Origin of the sequence: Paenibacillus sp. JCM 10914, from assembly GCF_001315105.1 — a bacterium.
GTDB lineage: Bacteria > Bacillota > Bacilli > Paenibacillales > Paenibacillaceae > Paenibacillus_AQ.
This window is the reverse complement of the sequence record NZ_BAZR01000032.1, coordinates 1-14,801: the sequence shown is the minus strand read 5'-3', so window position 1 is coordinate 14,801 and position 14,801 is coordinate 1. Positions and strand designations below refer to the sequence as shown.

Below are 14,801 nucleotides of genomic sequence, written 5' to 3'. Positions count from 1 at the left end.
ATGATATGATTTATGCCATGCTTCGAGACGATTTATGATACGCTTCCCCGCGATTAATCTTAAACTACCGCCCGTTAGCTTAATGAATTAACGGACATAAATCGATTAGATGCATGCCTAATCGGTAATGGGAACATGTTTTTGTCCATTCCGGCAATCGGTACAAGTTCATGTCCTTGGCTCGGGACAAAAACTTGTACCGATAAAAAAAAGCCGCTAAATAGCGACTTTCAACGGGACCATGTTCTTGTCCCCCGACATTAGAGAACAACATGTAGCTTCTACTCGTCGTGGAAGACGACGACAAGAACATGTAGCCTTAAATGACAAGAACTTGAGCACTTAACCGATATTATTACCTGCTCCCGCCTTAAATGACAAGAACTTGATAACATAAATTTAAAAAGCCGCTTAATCAGCGGCTCCTAATGTTACTAGTTTTTGTCACCCGACAAAAACAAATCTCCACCTTAGCTTAACTCTGACCAGCTGCCTTTTCTTCTTTATTCAACTATCGTTTCCCGTTAGCTTAACAACATTGTAAATGCCAACATCAGAAAGTACACTTTTGCTTGTATGAGATTGTACAAAAACGCTTGAAAGAAAACACGGCTAAAACATTTTTTAGCATATTATTTTCGACTTTCATGTGATTTGATTGCAAATGAGTTGACCACTCAATTCATGACTCTCAGTCTGTGGAGTCGGGAGAAATCACATCCCACTTTCCAAACAACGTCAAACCCGCCGCATTAGCCAGCGACTCAGACGCCTGGTTATCAAGCTGGCATCGGTACTGGGGTTCATATTCCTTATCACAAGCATACTTGCAGATGGAACGCACCACTTTGCGAGCGTGACCTTTTCCTCTAAAGGACGTCAGAGTCAATACGCCGAGATCCGCAATCTTCGCATTCCCCCAGGGATACATGCTGGCGGCGCTAACGAGGCGGTTTTGCTCAAATGAGCCGAACACTGTCCAGTGATCCAATTCCACATAAGCGTCATCCAAGTCTTGTTCCGAGGCGGAGGACTCGAACTCGGAGAAAACCGCTTCATCTTGCTCTGTTAATCGGCGCAAGCCACCTTCCAGCTTTTCTTGTAGCAGTATGTTCTTATCGGGTTCTGAAAAATAAAAAAGATAATCTGCGCCATGCAGAGTGATTCCCACTTCATTCAATTTCCGGCGAAATATCTCCTCAGACAAGTCTTGTCGATAATATAGGTCTACCTTATCTGCTACCGCAGGCGTCAGGACCGCCATAACTCGGCCGTCGGTGGTTTCCAGCACCATGACCCGACTGTCTTCCTTCAGGTCTGGGTTGACGACGACAGTAAAGACTTCATCGCTGTAGAGGACTTCTCCGTTCAAAAATTGCGCCTGCCAAAAGTCAGTTATCGTTTGTGAAAATAAAGGCATATTATTTATTCGACTTTGTTGGTTTGTCATTATGTTCACTTCCTTAGACACTTGTAATTTTACCCCTCTCCAAATGCGATTTGATCTTATTCTAATCGAAATCAATTGAATCGCGGTACATAAAAAATGTTTTTAATTAAACTAACCTGCCCGTTAGTTTAATGAAAGAGCTGTCTAATCATAATTAGATATGTGTCTAATCGGTAATCGGAACATGTTCTTGTCCTCGACTCGGGACAGCGACTTTCAATGGGACCATGTTCTTGTCCCTCGACACGAACGAACTCCTCCTTCTCCTTTTAACAATGACAAGAACTTGATAACATTCCCCACCTCACCAACAACAAGATCAAAAAAACAAACCCTCATTCTTTTCATGAAATGAATGAGGGTTTGTTTTTTTAATTTAAAATGAAAATGCCGGAGTTCCTATAATGATTGGTCTTCCTAAATGACGCTCTTGGGACTAGATGGAATTCTGCTCTTCCAGCCATCTCAAAATCGCTTGGTTTGTTTCTTCCGGCTTTTCTTGCTGGATCCAATGACCGCAATCCAGATTGACCACTTCCGCATTAGGCACAAACTTTGTCAGGTTTTCAGACCTCTGGACCGTATCCCGGTCACCATAGATCATGAGGGTCGGCTGTGCCATAAAAATGAAGGGGGTTGCGATTTTGGATGAGCTGTTTCATCCCTTCTTCATTTAGCGATTTGATTTATGCCTCGCATTTAAAACGTTCTGACTTTTGATGAGAATTAAACCCTAAATGATTGAGAAATACAGTAGCTCCTCTCTCCTAAAGATCAGGGAAACAATAGACCCAGATTTATGCAGTACCAAAAATCCTTTTAACGATTCTTTTGTTATTTATATTTCCTTATTCTGCAATATTTTTTTGCAATGTTGAAATTTTAGCCCTTCTTCAGATGAAGCGATCAATATTCCAAGCCTTCTTAATCGTGTTTCTTCTTTCTTGGCGCTCATTACCCACCAGATAGAATCTCTTTTATAGGATGGTGATAAATTAGTGAAGAATAGCCAGGCTGTTTGATTTGCCTTGATTTGTTCTTCATATTCTTTGGCAAGTTCCACGTTTCTTTGTTCAGAGGAATAGCCTTGTGCATCGGTTCTGTTGTTAAAGACGTGCATTCCTTCTGGTCTCATCTTTCCAAGCTGTATTAGTGCTTTTACCTTCTTTACGTTCACAGCACTCCATACACTATTTACTTTGCGCGGAGTAAAGCGAATCTTATAGCTTTGTTTATCAATGGTTTTTCGTATACCGTCAATCCACCCAAAACAAAGAGCGGCATCTACTGATGCAGACCAAGTAAGGGTTGCACGCCCTGTACTTATCCCAAAATAGCCCACCCAAATTTCACTAGCTTCAGCATGATGTTCTTCTAACCAATCGTTAAACTCTTCTTGGTTGTTGAAAAAAACTACATCTCCCATTGTTCCAGCCATTTTAAAATCGCTTGGTTTGTTTCTTCCGGCTTTTCTTCCTGGATCCAATGACCGCAATCCAGATTGACCACTTCCACATTGGGCACGAACTTTGTCAGGTTTTCAGACTTCTCAACCACATCCCGGTCGCCGTAGATCATGAGGGTCGGCTGCTGGATGATTGGGTTCACTTTCGCCAATAAGCGCCAGTTGCTGTCAAGGTTCCTGTACCAATTTATGCTGCCCGTGAACCCTGATGTTTCAAAAGCGGAGACGTAAACGGCCAGCTCGCTTTCGCTCAATACGGGCTCACCGAGCGGTGTTTCTGCTCTGGCGAGATTGATCAACGCCATACCTGGCTCAGGTGCTCTGAGAGGCTCGTTCTTCCGGTACAGGTTGCGAAGGAACCTGTATGTATTGTCTTCGAATACGGCGTCCGCGACGCCTGGCTGTCGATTGAAGTGGACGAAATAGAAATCGCCGCCAAGTATTTCTTCCATGAACTCGATCCAGGGTTTTTCTCCTCGCTCTTGGTAAGGCAAGCTCAGATTTATCACTTTATTGACGCGGTTTGGATGCAACAAGGTCAGTCCCCAAACGACGAATGCACCCCAGTCATGACCGACAAAGGTAGCGTCTTCGTATCCGTAGTGATCGAGAAGGGCGACGAGATCACCCGACAAGTGTTCAATGTCATAGTCTGTTACTTCGGTCGGTCGGGATGAGTTGCCGTAACCCCGCTGGTTGGGGACGATGACATGGTAGCCCGCTGCAGCAAGTGCGTCCATCTGATGGCGCCAAGAAAAGGCATGCTCTGGCCAGCCGTGGCAGAGTACAATAGGTTTTCCTGCGTTTTCTCGGTCTGCTTCAAACACTTCGAGTTCCACACCGTTGACTGAAATAAGGGTGGGTTTAGGAAAATTGGTTGAATTAAACATTGAATTAATACCTCCTTCTTGTGATACATGTAGTATAATGGATAAACGGTGACATATTATTGTCACCGTTCTGAAATCATGTAAAAAAGAGGGCAATTATGGACAAAGTGGAGAGACTCATTTCAATTATCATGATATTGCTGAAAAAAGAGGTTGTTGCGGCAACGGAATTCTCACAACTATTCAATGTCTCCAAAAGAACGATCCTTCGCGATATGGAAACATTGTGCTTATGTAACATCCCCATCTACTCTGTCATTGGGGTCAAAGGCGGCTTCGGCATAATGGATGAATACAAGGTGGATAAACGCTTATTAAGCAGCTCCGATTTACAGAATATATTAACTGCGCTGGGTGGATTTCAACAAATTCTCCTTACCGAAGAAGTTGAAAGAACGATAAAAAAAATAGAGGCAATGGTTAGTCCATTGTCTCTTAATCGTTCCATTCAACTATCGTTTTATGATTGGGAAGGTCGGTCCGAAATTCTTGAAACCGTAAAGACATGTCAAGATTCCATAACAAAGAAAAGGCTGGTTTCGTTTAATTATACAGATAAAGACGGGGCTGTAACGGATAGAATGGTTGAGCCCTATGAGCTGCATTTCAGCGAATCGAGTTGGTACTTGAAAGGATTCTGTTTACATCGACAGGGATCTCGAACATTCAAGTTATCCCGGATCGATCATATTTCTATGGATGAACGCGCGTTTCATCCAAGAGACGATTGGTCTGAGCCAGGACACGAAGCAAGTTATCTACCGCAATTCGTCACCATTAAGGCATGGATATCGCCTAGCATAAAAGATCAAATCATCGAAAGGTATGGTCGAAAAAGTATTGAAGACCATGGTCCTGGACTTTTATTAGCAACCATATATGTCCCTCAAAATTATATGGGATTTCAACTTTTAGCAAGCTTCGGCACTCATCTAAAAGTTGTAGAGCCCAAAACCTACGTTGATGACTTTCGAAATTATTTATCTCATATGATGGAGAACTATTCCTGATCAAGGTCTCGTCTCGGCCTATATGACCTATTTCACATGAGTTGGGGCTTTACGCGCTTCTTCATAGATTTAGCATCGAAGCTTCAACCTTCAACTCAACTTTTCGCCGCTACTTATAGTAAGGTTCAGCGCGAATAATCTTCAACTATCCTGCCCGTTAGTCTAATAAAAGGACGTCTAATCATCTTTATTAGCCGCCGTCGATGAAATCATATCGGGAATGTAACAATGTTCTTGTCATCTGTCGGGAATGTTATCAAGTTCTTGTCATTCTGTTTAGATAAGAACTTGATAACATAAAATCAGGACCACCCGTCCAACGGGTGGTTTGCTCTTTGGGTATAACCCCCTGTTGCCAAACTGCGCCTAAAGACGCTAGCCTGATTACATATCTGTTCAGGCTCAGTGTTATTTGTCACTTTCACCTACCAGTTACACTGGTTTACTTCTTTTTGCTCTTGTTGCTGCTAAATGGATCTTCGTACTCTTTCACACTCAGCTTGTCCACGGCTTGGTCATGTGCTTCCTGCTCACGTATATACTTGGCTACGGTCGCTTCATTCAGGCCCACAGTACTTACGTATATCCTTCTGCCCAACATTTCCGATTCCCATATTTATACTTTAGTTGTGCATGCTTTTCAAAAATCATTAGCTAACTTTTCCCTTTCAGATATCCCATGAATGTGGATACGGCTATCTTCGGTGGTATCGCTACCAGCATGATCTCGCATCATATGACCTTCCAGAATTTCCACGCCCTTATATTTACATAGACGCTTGAAAATTTCGATTAGATCTTTCCTCACTTGAATATATCTCTTTCCGTCTATACTTAGGGGTGAATACAATGTGGTATTTACACATCCACTTTGTGTGCGCTAAACTATAGTTCTTGTTTGCCATCTAAGACCGTTCCTTTCTTTTGAGCCTGAATATCTCAATTTTATCGGAATGGTCTTGGTGGTCAAACCCTCGATCCCTCCACCCGCATAGCGGGTGGTTTTTTGTTTCGTGCGTTTCACGCACTCAACTGGCTAAAGCCTAAATAAAATCTCATCAAAAACTTGATGGGAATGTTGGAATTTATTTAGTTGCCAGTCTGTAGCTTTCATCTATTCTTTGCCAGACCTCTTCTATGGGAACAGAGCCATCTAAGCAGATTGTACACCAGTGCTTTTTGTTCATATGGAAACCGGGAAAGTATCCCTGCTTGTCGACGATTGTTTCTATGTCTTCCGGAAGAATCCGCAAATTAATAATGTCAATAATATCGTCAGAATCCATGCCCAGTTTTCTTTTAGCTAACACCAGCAATGCGGCATACCACTTATTAGTATCTTTTCTTCTCCATATGGCATTATTAGGAAATCGTTGCCATAGAAACTCCAGTTCATCACCATAAGTTTTCTCAACATAAGAAATCACCCTGTGTGCATAATCGCTTTTAAACACATCGGTTTCATAGCAAGATTCAGCAATTTTATTCAAGACATCATCATGTGCTTCTCTTACCTTGCCAATGAAAGAGCCTATGGCTACATCTGTTCGGTGAAGTACATATTCGTCTCCTGATTGGCTGTCGATCACTTTAGTATCAACGATGCCATCATCTGTAATCAACACAGTCAACTGAAACTGCTGCTCAGCGATAAGAGTGGTGTATGTATAGATATCGTTTTTTTTATGAAAACCGTATTTCTCTAGTCTATTATAATTCGGTTTCTTGTTTTTAAATATTGTATGTGTAAGCACTCTAAAATCTCTCCCAGATCCTTTTATTTAATTATATCCAATAATACAATAGGGTTATTCAGAAGTTAGCAAAGACTAACTGTGGTGCGTCAGCCACTGAACAGTTTAAATTCGGTAAGATCTTTCAATGGCTTGTGAATTGTTCCCTCTTAGCGGGACGATGTATTTTTTTAAATGTTTTTAATACGTCATCTCTTCGACATTTACAGTATCATTTCTAATTCGAATGATCACAAGTAAAGGGGGTAATGCAACCTCATGGCGTGCCTTAACTATGTTTTCTTCATGCGGAGTAATATCCGGAAAGAGAATACCCCTACTAATAAAAGACATTTGGCAAGCACTTTCTTTTGTAGTCGGGTTATTCCGCATAACTGTTGCCAGATAGCATGGAAACGGCAGCTAAATGTTGACCAGGCTTCCATCGATTCAAAACCCACGATAGATGCCGGTAGCCGCGCCGTAAGTTTTGTAGAGTAGAGGGCTGGGTTCTCCCTCGTCAAACCGTACGAGCTGTTTTCCCGCATATGGCTTTCCGATGTTCATCACCTTGCGCAGTATAGCTCCCCCAAGCACTCCCTCGTTTCAGTCCTAAATGAACGAGACCATTGCGACCTTTCTTGCATGCAGATTTCTTGTTCATATCTTCGAGATCTTCCGACTCCCAACAGGCAAATGTCTTATCGTCAGCAACGATACGGCAAGAACTGCTGGTTCATTTTTATCTTGGGACGCTTGCCGATTGCAGAGACCAAATCGATTTCTCCGTTAGGGGCGGTTGATTTTATTAAGCAAGAGTAGCTTATCAGGGTTTCGTACAATGTAGATTCCGGCTAGCTTTCCGTGTTTGCGTTGTAAAAATATAGCTGCCACTGTTTCGTCCCCTGAGCGGAGCACTATACTGGTCTCACTGTTCAGAGGAGCAATCTCGGTGAAAAGACTCCCCCGATAGTAGGGTTTTATGCCTTCGAACGCACTGGCAAGGATTCGTGCGACTTGATCGCGCGATTGTATCGGACGCGTAAAGGCGAGCACTTTTCCGCCTCCGTCAGAGACGAGCATGACATCTTCGGTCAGCAGGGATAGGATCTGATCGACGTTTCCTTGCTCGAAGGATATGAGGAACCGGCTAACCCACTCGATTTCAGCCGCTTCGGCCGCTACCGGCTCCCCCACCGATATTCCCATCTTGCTTCTTGCCCGGCTCATTAGCTTCCGGCAATTCGCCTCTTGCTTATCGAGCAGTTTGGCAATTTCGGGATAATCAAAGCCCAGCGCCTCACGCAGGACGAAAACCACTCTTTCTGTCGGCGTCAGCCTCTCGAGCAAAACGAGCATGGCGTAAGATAACATATCGCGCCGGACGACCGTCGACTCGAGCGTATCCTCTTCCGGCGTGTGAAAGGGTTCGGGGAGCCACGGACCGACGTATATTTCCCTTTTCCTCCGCGCCGACTTCTGCAGATCGAGGCAGCGATTGGTTACCATTTTGCACAAATACGCCTTAGGCTCCTCCAATCGTTCGGGATGTACATCGTACGCCTTAATAAACACGTCCTGTACCGCATCTTCTGCTTCCGCCGCAGATCCCGTTATCTGATAAGCCAGCGTGAAAAGTAGCGATTTATATTGACAGTATAGTTCTTCCAATCGCTGTCCCTCCTTTCATTTCTATCTAAGCATACTGGCAGTATCCTCTACCAGCTTTTTGATTCTCCCTGGAAGCTTTCCCGTCATGATCATATCGAGTCCCCATTTACGTATCCAGAACACTCCATTTTGCCCAAGTGCGATGGTAAATTCATCCATATTCGATTTGGCAGAATGATGACTTGGAGCCGGTCGGCCCTCTAAATCTGCCGCCACGATTTTCCCCAGCCGAAGCCCCTGCTCCCCAGCTTCAAAGCACGTCATCTGAGTCGCTCTGCCGTCTCTCGGATCGACGATTCCTGAACAGTCGCCAATGCTGTAAACGTTCGGCATCCCTTTGACACGATAGCATTCATCCACCAGTACCTTCCCCTCAGGAGTAAGAGGTAGACCCATGTCCTCAAGTCCCGGATTGGGTATCAAGCCCAAAGTCCAAATACATAGGCCAACTACCAGCCGTTCGCCGCCACTAAGTGCCAACGATCCTGCTTCCTCCCGAAGCGCCTTACGATTGTGAAGCGCTGTTACTCCACATTCGGTGAGTTGCCGATCCAACCTCCGTCTAAATTTCTCCGACACTTCCGGGAGCAGTCGTTCCTGTGCATTCAGCAAATACACTGAGACATCGGACGGGTTCAGCCTTAACGCCGCTGCTTCCTTCCTCATGGCGAGCGCAAGTTCGGCGGACGTCTCAATGCCACTGATGCCCGCTCCAGCAACCGCGATGGTCATCAGTCTCTTGCGTTCCTCTGGCTTCGTCTCGCGGGCAGCCTTCCGAAGGTTGGCACGCCAGCGCTCCCGGATGTCTTCCGCGGCTTGCGGGTCGGTTAAAGCGACACCGCCTTGATCAGGATCCGGTCGCCGAACTATGCTGCCCACCGTCACAACTAGAAGGTCATAGTGAATTCGGGCATCGTTGTTTTGTGGACCTGTATATCGAACCTGTTTTTCCTCTCCATCCACAGACGTAACCGTACCTTGTACGAATTCGAAATCTTTAAGAGTTAACTGATTCCAAGGAATCATAATTTCTTCCTCGGCCGCCGCAGGGCGGAACATTCTTAATTTGCGCAAATGACCGGGCTGCATGTCGATCAGAACAAACCGAATCCTCCGCCCATTCGCCATGCCTCGGGTCTTTTCCTTTATTGATTTGATCGCTTGAAGTCCTGCATACCCTCCTCCTATGATGACACATGTCAAGTCGTTCATCGTTCCTCAGCTCCTTTTGGGTTTTGCACAAAGAACGATGTAAGCCTCTGATTTGTGACAGCAGAAACGAATAAAATGAGTCCATTTAAAAAGCCGAAGTTTCGTGCCAGTTTGTTGAGTAAATCCGTCAAACCGGAACTTTTTGTCGATACGGATATTTAATACCGTTTGTGAGTGATGTATTCTTTTCGTTGCATTTGTAAGTCAATGTAAATAAATACACAGACTTAGCCCTAAATATTATACGGTTCAGCATATCCTTTGTAGAGCGAATCGGGTGGGAAGGAGCGGTTAGCACCTATCCACTCCTATTACCCCAGATTATAACTCTAAGCTGACGAAGCTTTCGCGCTTTATCCTACTATACAGTTATACCATTACTTGTAAACTTCACTTATTCACAATTGGTCTCGAGAAAATAAAAAAGTCGCTGAATAGCGACTTTAAGTGGGGTTAAGTTCTTGTTTAACATAAAGAATGTTTTAAATTCGGATATGAACTTATTGGGGAGGCAAGCTCATTGCCCTCACATGCATAAACTCCTCTTCGGATCCGCCGAAGTGTAATGGGCCATCGATTACTGGCCACTAAAGAAAATATTCAGTTCCACAAGCGCTATTTTTCAGTAAACTTTATTAAAAACCGACAGTGGTTGTCACCGTCAGATTGGCACATGACACGTTCGACTTGCTCCGTCTCCAAAACATTTTTGAACATTGCTGTTTCACATGTACATGCTAGCTTATATTGTTTGGCTACTTCGAAAATCGGACAATTATACTCAATTAATTCAAACGTACTATCAGATAGTTGTTTAATATCAGCCATATATCCTTTTTCATTTTGCAACGCAGCCAACTCTTTCATTTTTTCAACAGTCGATTTGCCTATCATATGCTTATTGTAGCATTCCGACAAACGTAGCTCCCGTTTTTTAAACAAATAATGAATCGCTTCATTTCCATGCAACTCTCGAATATCATTTAAAAAATCAACAGTTATACCTTCATAATTCTTTGGAAAAAGCCGTTCGCCTTTTTCAGAAACAGAGAACAACTGTATCGGTCTTCCCATTTCTTGTTTTTCTTCGCGATATTGAATAAATCCGTCCTTTAAAAGCAAATTAACCTGTTTCCGTATAGCAATTTGTGTGAGGTTAAGTTCACTAGCTAGTTGAATTACGCTTAGTTCCGGTTGTTTTTTAAGCGAGTCGAGGATTTTATCTTTAGTTGATTGCTTTTGAATCTTCAAGTCCTCACCTCATTTTCATTTAAAATTAGTGTACTACAAAGTATAAAAAGTGAAAAGGATCGGCTAATACTTAATAAGCTATTTCCAGTAATTAAAAAGATTTACCTTGCATTTCATAAACTCTATACGATATTATACTCATATCTTTTTATACCATATGATATAAAAAGTAAAAAAAACATTAAGGCACAAGGTGATCACAAATGACAAACGAATATGTTAAAGATGCTATTGACATGCCAAAGGCTACTTGGCGTGAATGGGTGGGCTTAATACCTTTGACTTTAGCGGTATTTATGCTGGCTACAGATATGACCATACTGTTCCTAGCCATGCCATCCATCGCCGCCGACTTAGCACCCAGCGCTACACAAATGCTTTGGATTATTCACATCGGTGAATTGTTAGCGGTAGGATTCTTTTTGACAATGGGACGTTTAGGAGATCGGATTGGTAGGCGGCGGCTGCTAATTATCGGTGTAACGATATACGGAGTATCTTCCATTGTTGCTGCTTTTTCGACAGAATCTTGGATGTTGATTGCTTCACGCGCACTTCTCGGTCTAGCTTCGGCAACTGTTATGCCATCTACAATGTCGTTATTAAGAAACATGTTTTTCTACCCGAAGCAATTTTCCGTAGCTATTGCAATTATAATGAGCTCATTCTCTGCTGGTATGGCTCTCGGACCTCCAATAGGAGGCCTACTCTTGGATCATTATTGGTGGGGTGCAGTATTTCTCGTCAATGTTCCTGCTGTGGTTGTATTGTTAGCTGCAGCTCCCCTTCTCCCAGAATATCGAAACAAGCAGTCACAACGCATGGATTTAGTTAGCGTGCTTTTGTCTTCACTGACATTGATAATCTTTATATTTGCTTTGCAAGAAATGGCTAGTCACGGTATTAAGATAATTTACGTCGGATTAATAGCACTTAGTATAGCCGTTGGATTTTTATTTATAAATCGACAGTTACACTCGAAAGATCCCTTGCTGGACCTGTATATGTTTCGAAATTCAGTACTGACTAATTCATTAATATCAAGAGTGTTTTTATCGTTGTTGATTACAGGGGAGAGCATGCTTTTCGCTCAACATCTACAAGTTATTGGACTTAGTCCAACAGAAGCTGGACTTCTACTGATTATTCCAGCAATCTTTTCCATTGCGGGTACGTTAGTGTCACCCGTTCTTACAAGGTGGATGAGTCCAACCTACGCCATGGTATCCAATCTGCTAACTGCAGGAGGAGGCGCATTTCTACTTATGTTGACAGTTCAAAAAGCCGATATACTTCTCTTGATGATTGGTGCATCGTTGATGGGGATTGGTGTTGGACCGACCATTACCATTGCCAGTGAGCAGATCATTTCCAGTGTGCCTCAAGAACGTGCTGGTACTGCTTCAGCGTTGAGTGATGTTAGTAATGGGCTGGGTTCTGTTTTAAGCGTTGCCATAATAGGAAGTATTGGAATGCTCGTTTATCGTTGGACTTTAACAGATTCAATACCGGCCGGAGTACAACCAGAAATAGCAAATTCGGCTATGGAAAGCGTTGGAACAGCTCTTGCAGTATCAGATGGGTTACCGGACATGCTACAAGCCATAAGGTCTTCCTCTACCGTTGCACTTCAATCTGTATATGGGTTCGTTACAATCGGTTTCTTGGCCTTAATCATTTTTGTTGTATGGAAACTCAGAGATGTAAGATAAGACACTGCCACGGCTAGAATGAGTCCGGCTAACACTCTTCTAGCTTTTTTTGCTGCTCCAAAGCCTTTCTAATAACATATAAGCGTATGTCTTCCCATCTCATCACCTCATCCTATACACCATAGGGGCAACGTGAAATGAAAAGTAAAGTCATTGCTACCGGGATGTAGATCCCGATGACCAGTCAAGTTCCTAGCCATGCCTTCGGCTCGCAACTGACAGCTATCTGCACAATATCTCCGATCTGCAGGAACCGGTGAAGCATCTCAGCCCCGCATACGCCGCCTTTTAGACCCGGATCTGCAGGGCTGGGATGCGCATCCTGATGGGCCGGCAATCCTTCAGCTCACCACCGGCAGCTAGATTTCTAATCGGCTCCTCTCTTAGGAATCGGTTGTGTCTGTTAGTAATAGGGATAGAGATTTTTTCTGGGGTGTCCTACTAAATACATATTATTTCCCTTATTATCCAACATCTCGATAATTTTCGAAATGCTCATCTATATCTTGAGCACTCAACCAATATCTAAACATTAGCAACAAACTATCCTCATGCAATTATACATCTGATAGCTATCTAATCGGCCAAGTAATCAAGTCATGTCAATTTCGGCTAAGTATATAAGTTCTTGTCATTGAGTTACGATAAGAACTTATATACTTTAAACATAAAAGCCGCATCATGTTCTTGCCCCCCGACAGTATCCAGGATTTTGGGATGAATAGTCATCTACATTATAGCTCATTCACTTCGACTACTTTATATTTGCTGGTTTCACTCCTTGAAAAATCAACCCTTATTTTCTTGATTACTTGCTCTCCATTCCCTTTCTCCTGATTTAGCTGCCCTTCAATTATTAAATTTCTACCATTCATTTCACAAACTTTTTGCGGTGTGAAACCCCAATCAGTCCCGAATTTCTCATGGATAGAATTGTTGATTTCTTTATACAATATTTGCAAAGTATACGCCCGAATGTCTTGTACCATAGGTTTATTTGTATCTATGGGTTCAGCCAAACATTATCATAATTAATCGTTAGACAAATCACTGATAAAGCAAGAATATGTTTCAGTATATTTTTCAGATTGCTCATCTCTTCTTCATCTTTGCCTTAGTATTTCTTGAATTATTAACAAATATATAATCAAACCACGAAGAAATAGTTTAACCTGCCCGTTAGCTTAAATGAAATTAGACATTCATCTAATCGGCTAAGTGTACATGTTCTTGTCAATTTCGGCAAAGTACCCAAGTTCTTGTCGTTGAGTCAGGACAAGAACTTGGGTACTTAAATCAAAAAAGCCGCATTTTATGCGGCTTTCATAGTGTATTTGTTCTTGTCGTCGGACAGCTGTCTGTCGGAGCGACATACTCATCATCGATGCCCAGGGCCTTGGCTACTGTCATATAGCCAAGGCCTTCCTCTACGTACATGGCCACAGCCTTCCGTTTGAACGCGATATCGTATGTCTTTCTTAACCAGGGCCATGAGAAATCCCTTCACTTACTTAACCATCAAGAGCTTTCTTGAGAAAAAAATTATTGGCTTACAACCGCTGTCTTGGCGTTGTGAAAATCCTCCAGCGCCTGACGAACGGCTTGGGGCGTATCGAGGCGAAGAATGCGCTCTGCCAACTCACGGCATTCCTGCCGATCCAGTCCTTGGAGCCTTTCCTTAATCGAGCTGAGTCTACCTGCCTCCATGCTCCACTCATCAAGTCCAAGACCGAGCAAGAACGGGGCGGCCAAAGGGTCACCCGCCATACTGCCACACATGCCGGTCCATTTACCGGCCTTATGGGAAGCTTCTATCACCGCCCGGATTAGCTGAAGCACGGCTGGATGGAAATAATCATACAGATGCGCTACGTGTTCATTCATGCGATCCGCGGCTACCGTGTACTGAACGAGATCATTCGTACCGATGCTGAAGAAATCGACTTCTTCAGCGAAAAGTCCAGCCAGCACGGCCGTGGAGGGAATTTCGACCATAATGCCGACTTCCATATTCTCGTCAAACTGGACGTTCTCCTGCCTCATTTCGGCTTGCACTTCCGTCAGGATTGCCCTCGCCTGCCTCCATTCTTGCATGCCAGAGATCATCGGGAACATCACCTTCACCGTTCCGAAGGCGCTGGCCCGCAGCATCGCCCGCAGCTGTGTGCGAAGTAGTTCCTGACACACAAGCCCTACCCGAATCGCACGATAGCCCAGAAAAGGGTTCGTTTCCTTCGGCAGCTGTAGATAGGGAAGCTCCTTATCGCCGCCGATGTCCATCGTGCGAATAATGACGGGGCGGCCCTCCATCATACGGGCCGCTTCATGGTACGCGCGGAACTGCTCCTCCTCGCCCGGCATGGCCGGGGCGTCCATGAACAGGAACTCCGTGCGAAACAGCCCCACG

At 43.8% G+C, this 14,801-nt stretch carries 12 protein-coding genes and 1 pseudogene; 2 read left to right on the top strand and 11 right to left on the bottom strand.

The window, feature by feature from the left end:
• Positions 1–691 precede the first annotated feature (691 nt).
• The 3 genes from JCM10914_RS23795 to JCM10914_RS23780 form a co-directional block, all read right to left on the bottom strand.
• Positions 692–1,450, bottom strand: a complete 759-nt coding sequence (locus JCM10914_RS23795; RefSeq protein WP_023965601.1) for a GNAT family N-acetyltransferase — start codon at positions 1,448–1,450, stop codon at positions 692–694.
• Between the two features lie 838 nt (positions 1,451–2,288).
• Positions 2,289–2,888 carry a YdeI family protein gene (locus JCM10914_RS23785; protein WP_231638747.1) on the bottom strand — a complete coding sequence of 200 codons (600 nt, stop codon included), beginning with the start codon at positions 2,886–2,888 and terminating at the stop codon, positions 2,289–2,291.
• A complete protein-coding gene (locus JCM10914_RS23780; protein ID WP_023965595.1) occupies positions 2,864–3,805 on the bottom strand; it encodes an alpha/beta fold hydrolase in 942 nt (313 codons plus the stop codon). Before JCM10914_RS23780 ends, JCM10914_RS23785 begins: the two co-directional genes overlap by 25 nt.
• A 98-nt stretch (positions 3,806–3,903) precedes the next feature.
• Here JCM10914_RS23780 and JCM10914_RS23775 point away from each other — a divergent pair, with 98 nt between their 5' ends.
• Positions 3,904–4,815 (top strand): YafY family protein, encoded by a 912-nt coding sequence (locus JCM10914_RS23775; RefSeq protein WP_023965593.1) that lies wholly within the window; start codon positions 3,904–3,906, stop codon positions 4,813–4,815.
• A 442-nt stretch (positions 4,816–5,257) separates the two neighbouring features.
• Here JCM10914_RS23775 and tnpA read toward each other — a convergent pair.
• The 5 genes and pseudogenes from tnpA to JCM10914_RS23750 form a co-directional block, all read right to left on the bottom strand.
• A pseudogene (tnpA, locus tag JCM10914_RS23770) lies at positions 5,258–5,720 on the bottom strand (IS200/IS605 family transposase).
• Positions 5,721–5,900: 180 nt separating this feature from the next.
• Entirely contained in the window at positions 5,901–6,569 is a 669-nt protein-coding gene (locus JCM10914_RS23765; RefSeq protein ID WP_023965589.1) for an MmcQ/YjbR family DNA-binding protein, read from the bottom strand.
• A gap of 768 nt (positions 6,570–7,337) precedes the next feature.
• Complete coding sequence (gene sigJ, locus JCM10914_RS23760; RefSeq protein ID WP_023965587.1) at positions 7,338–8,219, bottom strand: RNA polymerase sigma factor SigJ; 882 nt, start codon at positions 8,217–8,219, stop codon at positions 7,338–7,340.
• 21 nt (positions 8,220–8,240) lie between these two features.
• Positions 8,241–9,431: an NAD(P)/FAD-dependent oxidoreductase gene (locus JCM10914_RS23755; RefSeq protein WP_023965585.1), complete on the bottom strand. Its 1,191-nt coding sequence runs from the start codon at positions 9,429–9,431 to the stop codon at positions 8,241–8,243.
• A gap of 615 nt (positions 9,432–10,046) precedes the next feature.
• Positions 10,047–10,682, bottom strand: a complete 636-nt coding sequence (locus tag JCM10914_RS23750; protein ID WP_370570276.1) for a helix-turn-helix transcriptional regulator — start codon at positions 10,680–10,682, stop codon at positions 10,047–10,049.
• A gap of 203 nt (positions 10,683–10,885) precedes the next feature.
• On the opposite strand from JCM10914_RS23750, the gene JCM10914_RS23745 reads away from it, so the two are divergent.
• Complete coding sequence (locus JCM10914_RS23745) at positions 10,886–12,394, top strand: MFS transporter (RefSeq protein ID WP_023965583.1); 1,509 nt, start codon at positions 10,886–10,888, stop codon at positions 12,392–12,394.
• 184 nt (positions 12,395–12,578) lie between these two features.
• Here JCM10914_RS23745 and JCM10914_RS29040 read toward each other — a convergent pair whose 3' ends face one another.
• From JCM10914_RS29040 to ptsP, 3 genes are all read right to left on the bottom strand, one after another.
• Positions 12,579–12,731: a hypothetical protein gene (locus JCM10914_RS29040; protein ID WP_156332331.1), complete on the bottom strand. Its 153-nt coding sequence runs from the start codon at positions 12,729–12,731 to the stop codon at positions 12,579–12,581.
• Positions 12,732–13,128: 397 nt separating this feature from the next.
• Positions 13,129–13,413, bottom strand: coding sequence for a hypothetical protein (locus tag JCM10914_RS23740; protein WP_148300251.1), 285 nt, complete (start codon positions 13,411–13,413; stop codon positions 13,129–13,131).
• Between the two features lie 523 nt (positions 13,414–13,936).
• A partial coding sequence (ptsP, locus tag JCM10914_RS23735; RefSeq protein WP_036719861.1) for a phosphoenolpyruvate--protein phosphotransferase occupies positions 13,937–14,801 on the bottom strand: 865 nt, incomplete at its 5' end.

Excerpts from the sequence above, each read along its gene's own strand:
- JCM10914_RS23795 (WP_023965601.1), bottom strand. The coding sequence starts at position 1,450 with ATGACAAACCAACAAAGTCGAATAAATAATATGCCTTTATTTTCACAA.
- JCM10914_RS23785 (WP_231638747.1), bottom strand. The coding sequence starts at position 2,888 with ATGGCTGGAACAATGGGAGATGTAGTTTTTTTCAACAACCAAGAAGAG.
- JCM10914_RS23780 (WP_023965595.1), bottom strand. The coding sequence starts at position 3,805 with ATGTTTAATTCAACCAATTTTCCTAAACCCACCCTTATTTCAGTCAAC.
- JCM10914_RS23775 (WP_023965593.1), top strand. The coding sequence starts at position 3,904 with ATGGACAAAGTGGAGAGACTCATTTCAATTATCATGATATTGCTGAAA.
- JCM10914_RS23755 (WP_023965585.1), bottom strand. The coding sequence starts at position 9,431 with ATGAACGACTTGACATGTGTCATCATAGGAGGAGGGTATGCAGGACTT.
- JCM10914_RS23745 (WP_023965583.1), top strand. The coding sequence starts at position 10,886 with ATGACAAACGAATATGTTAAAGATGCTATTGACATGCCAAAGGCTACT.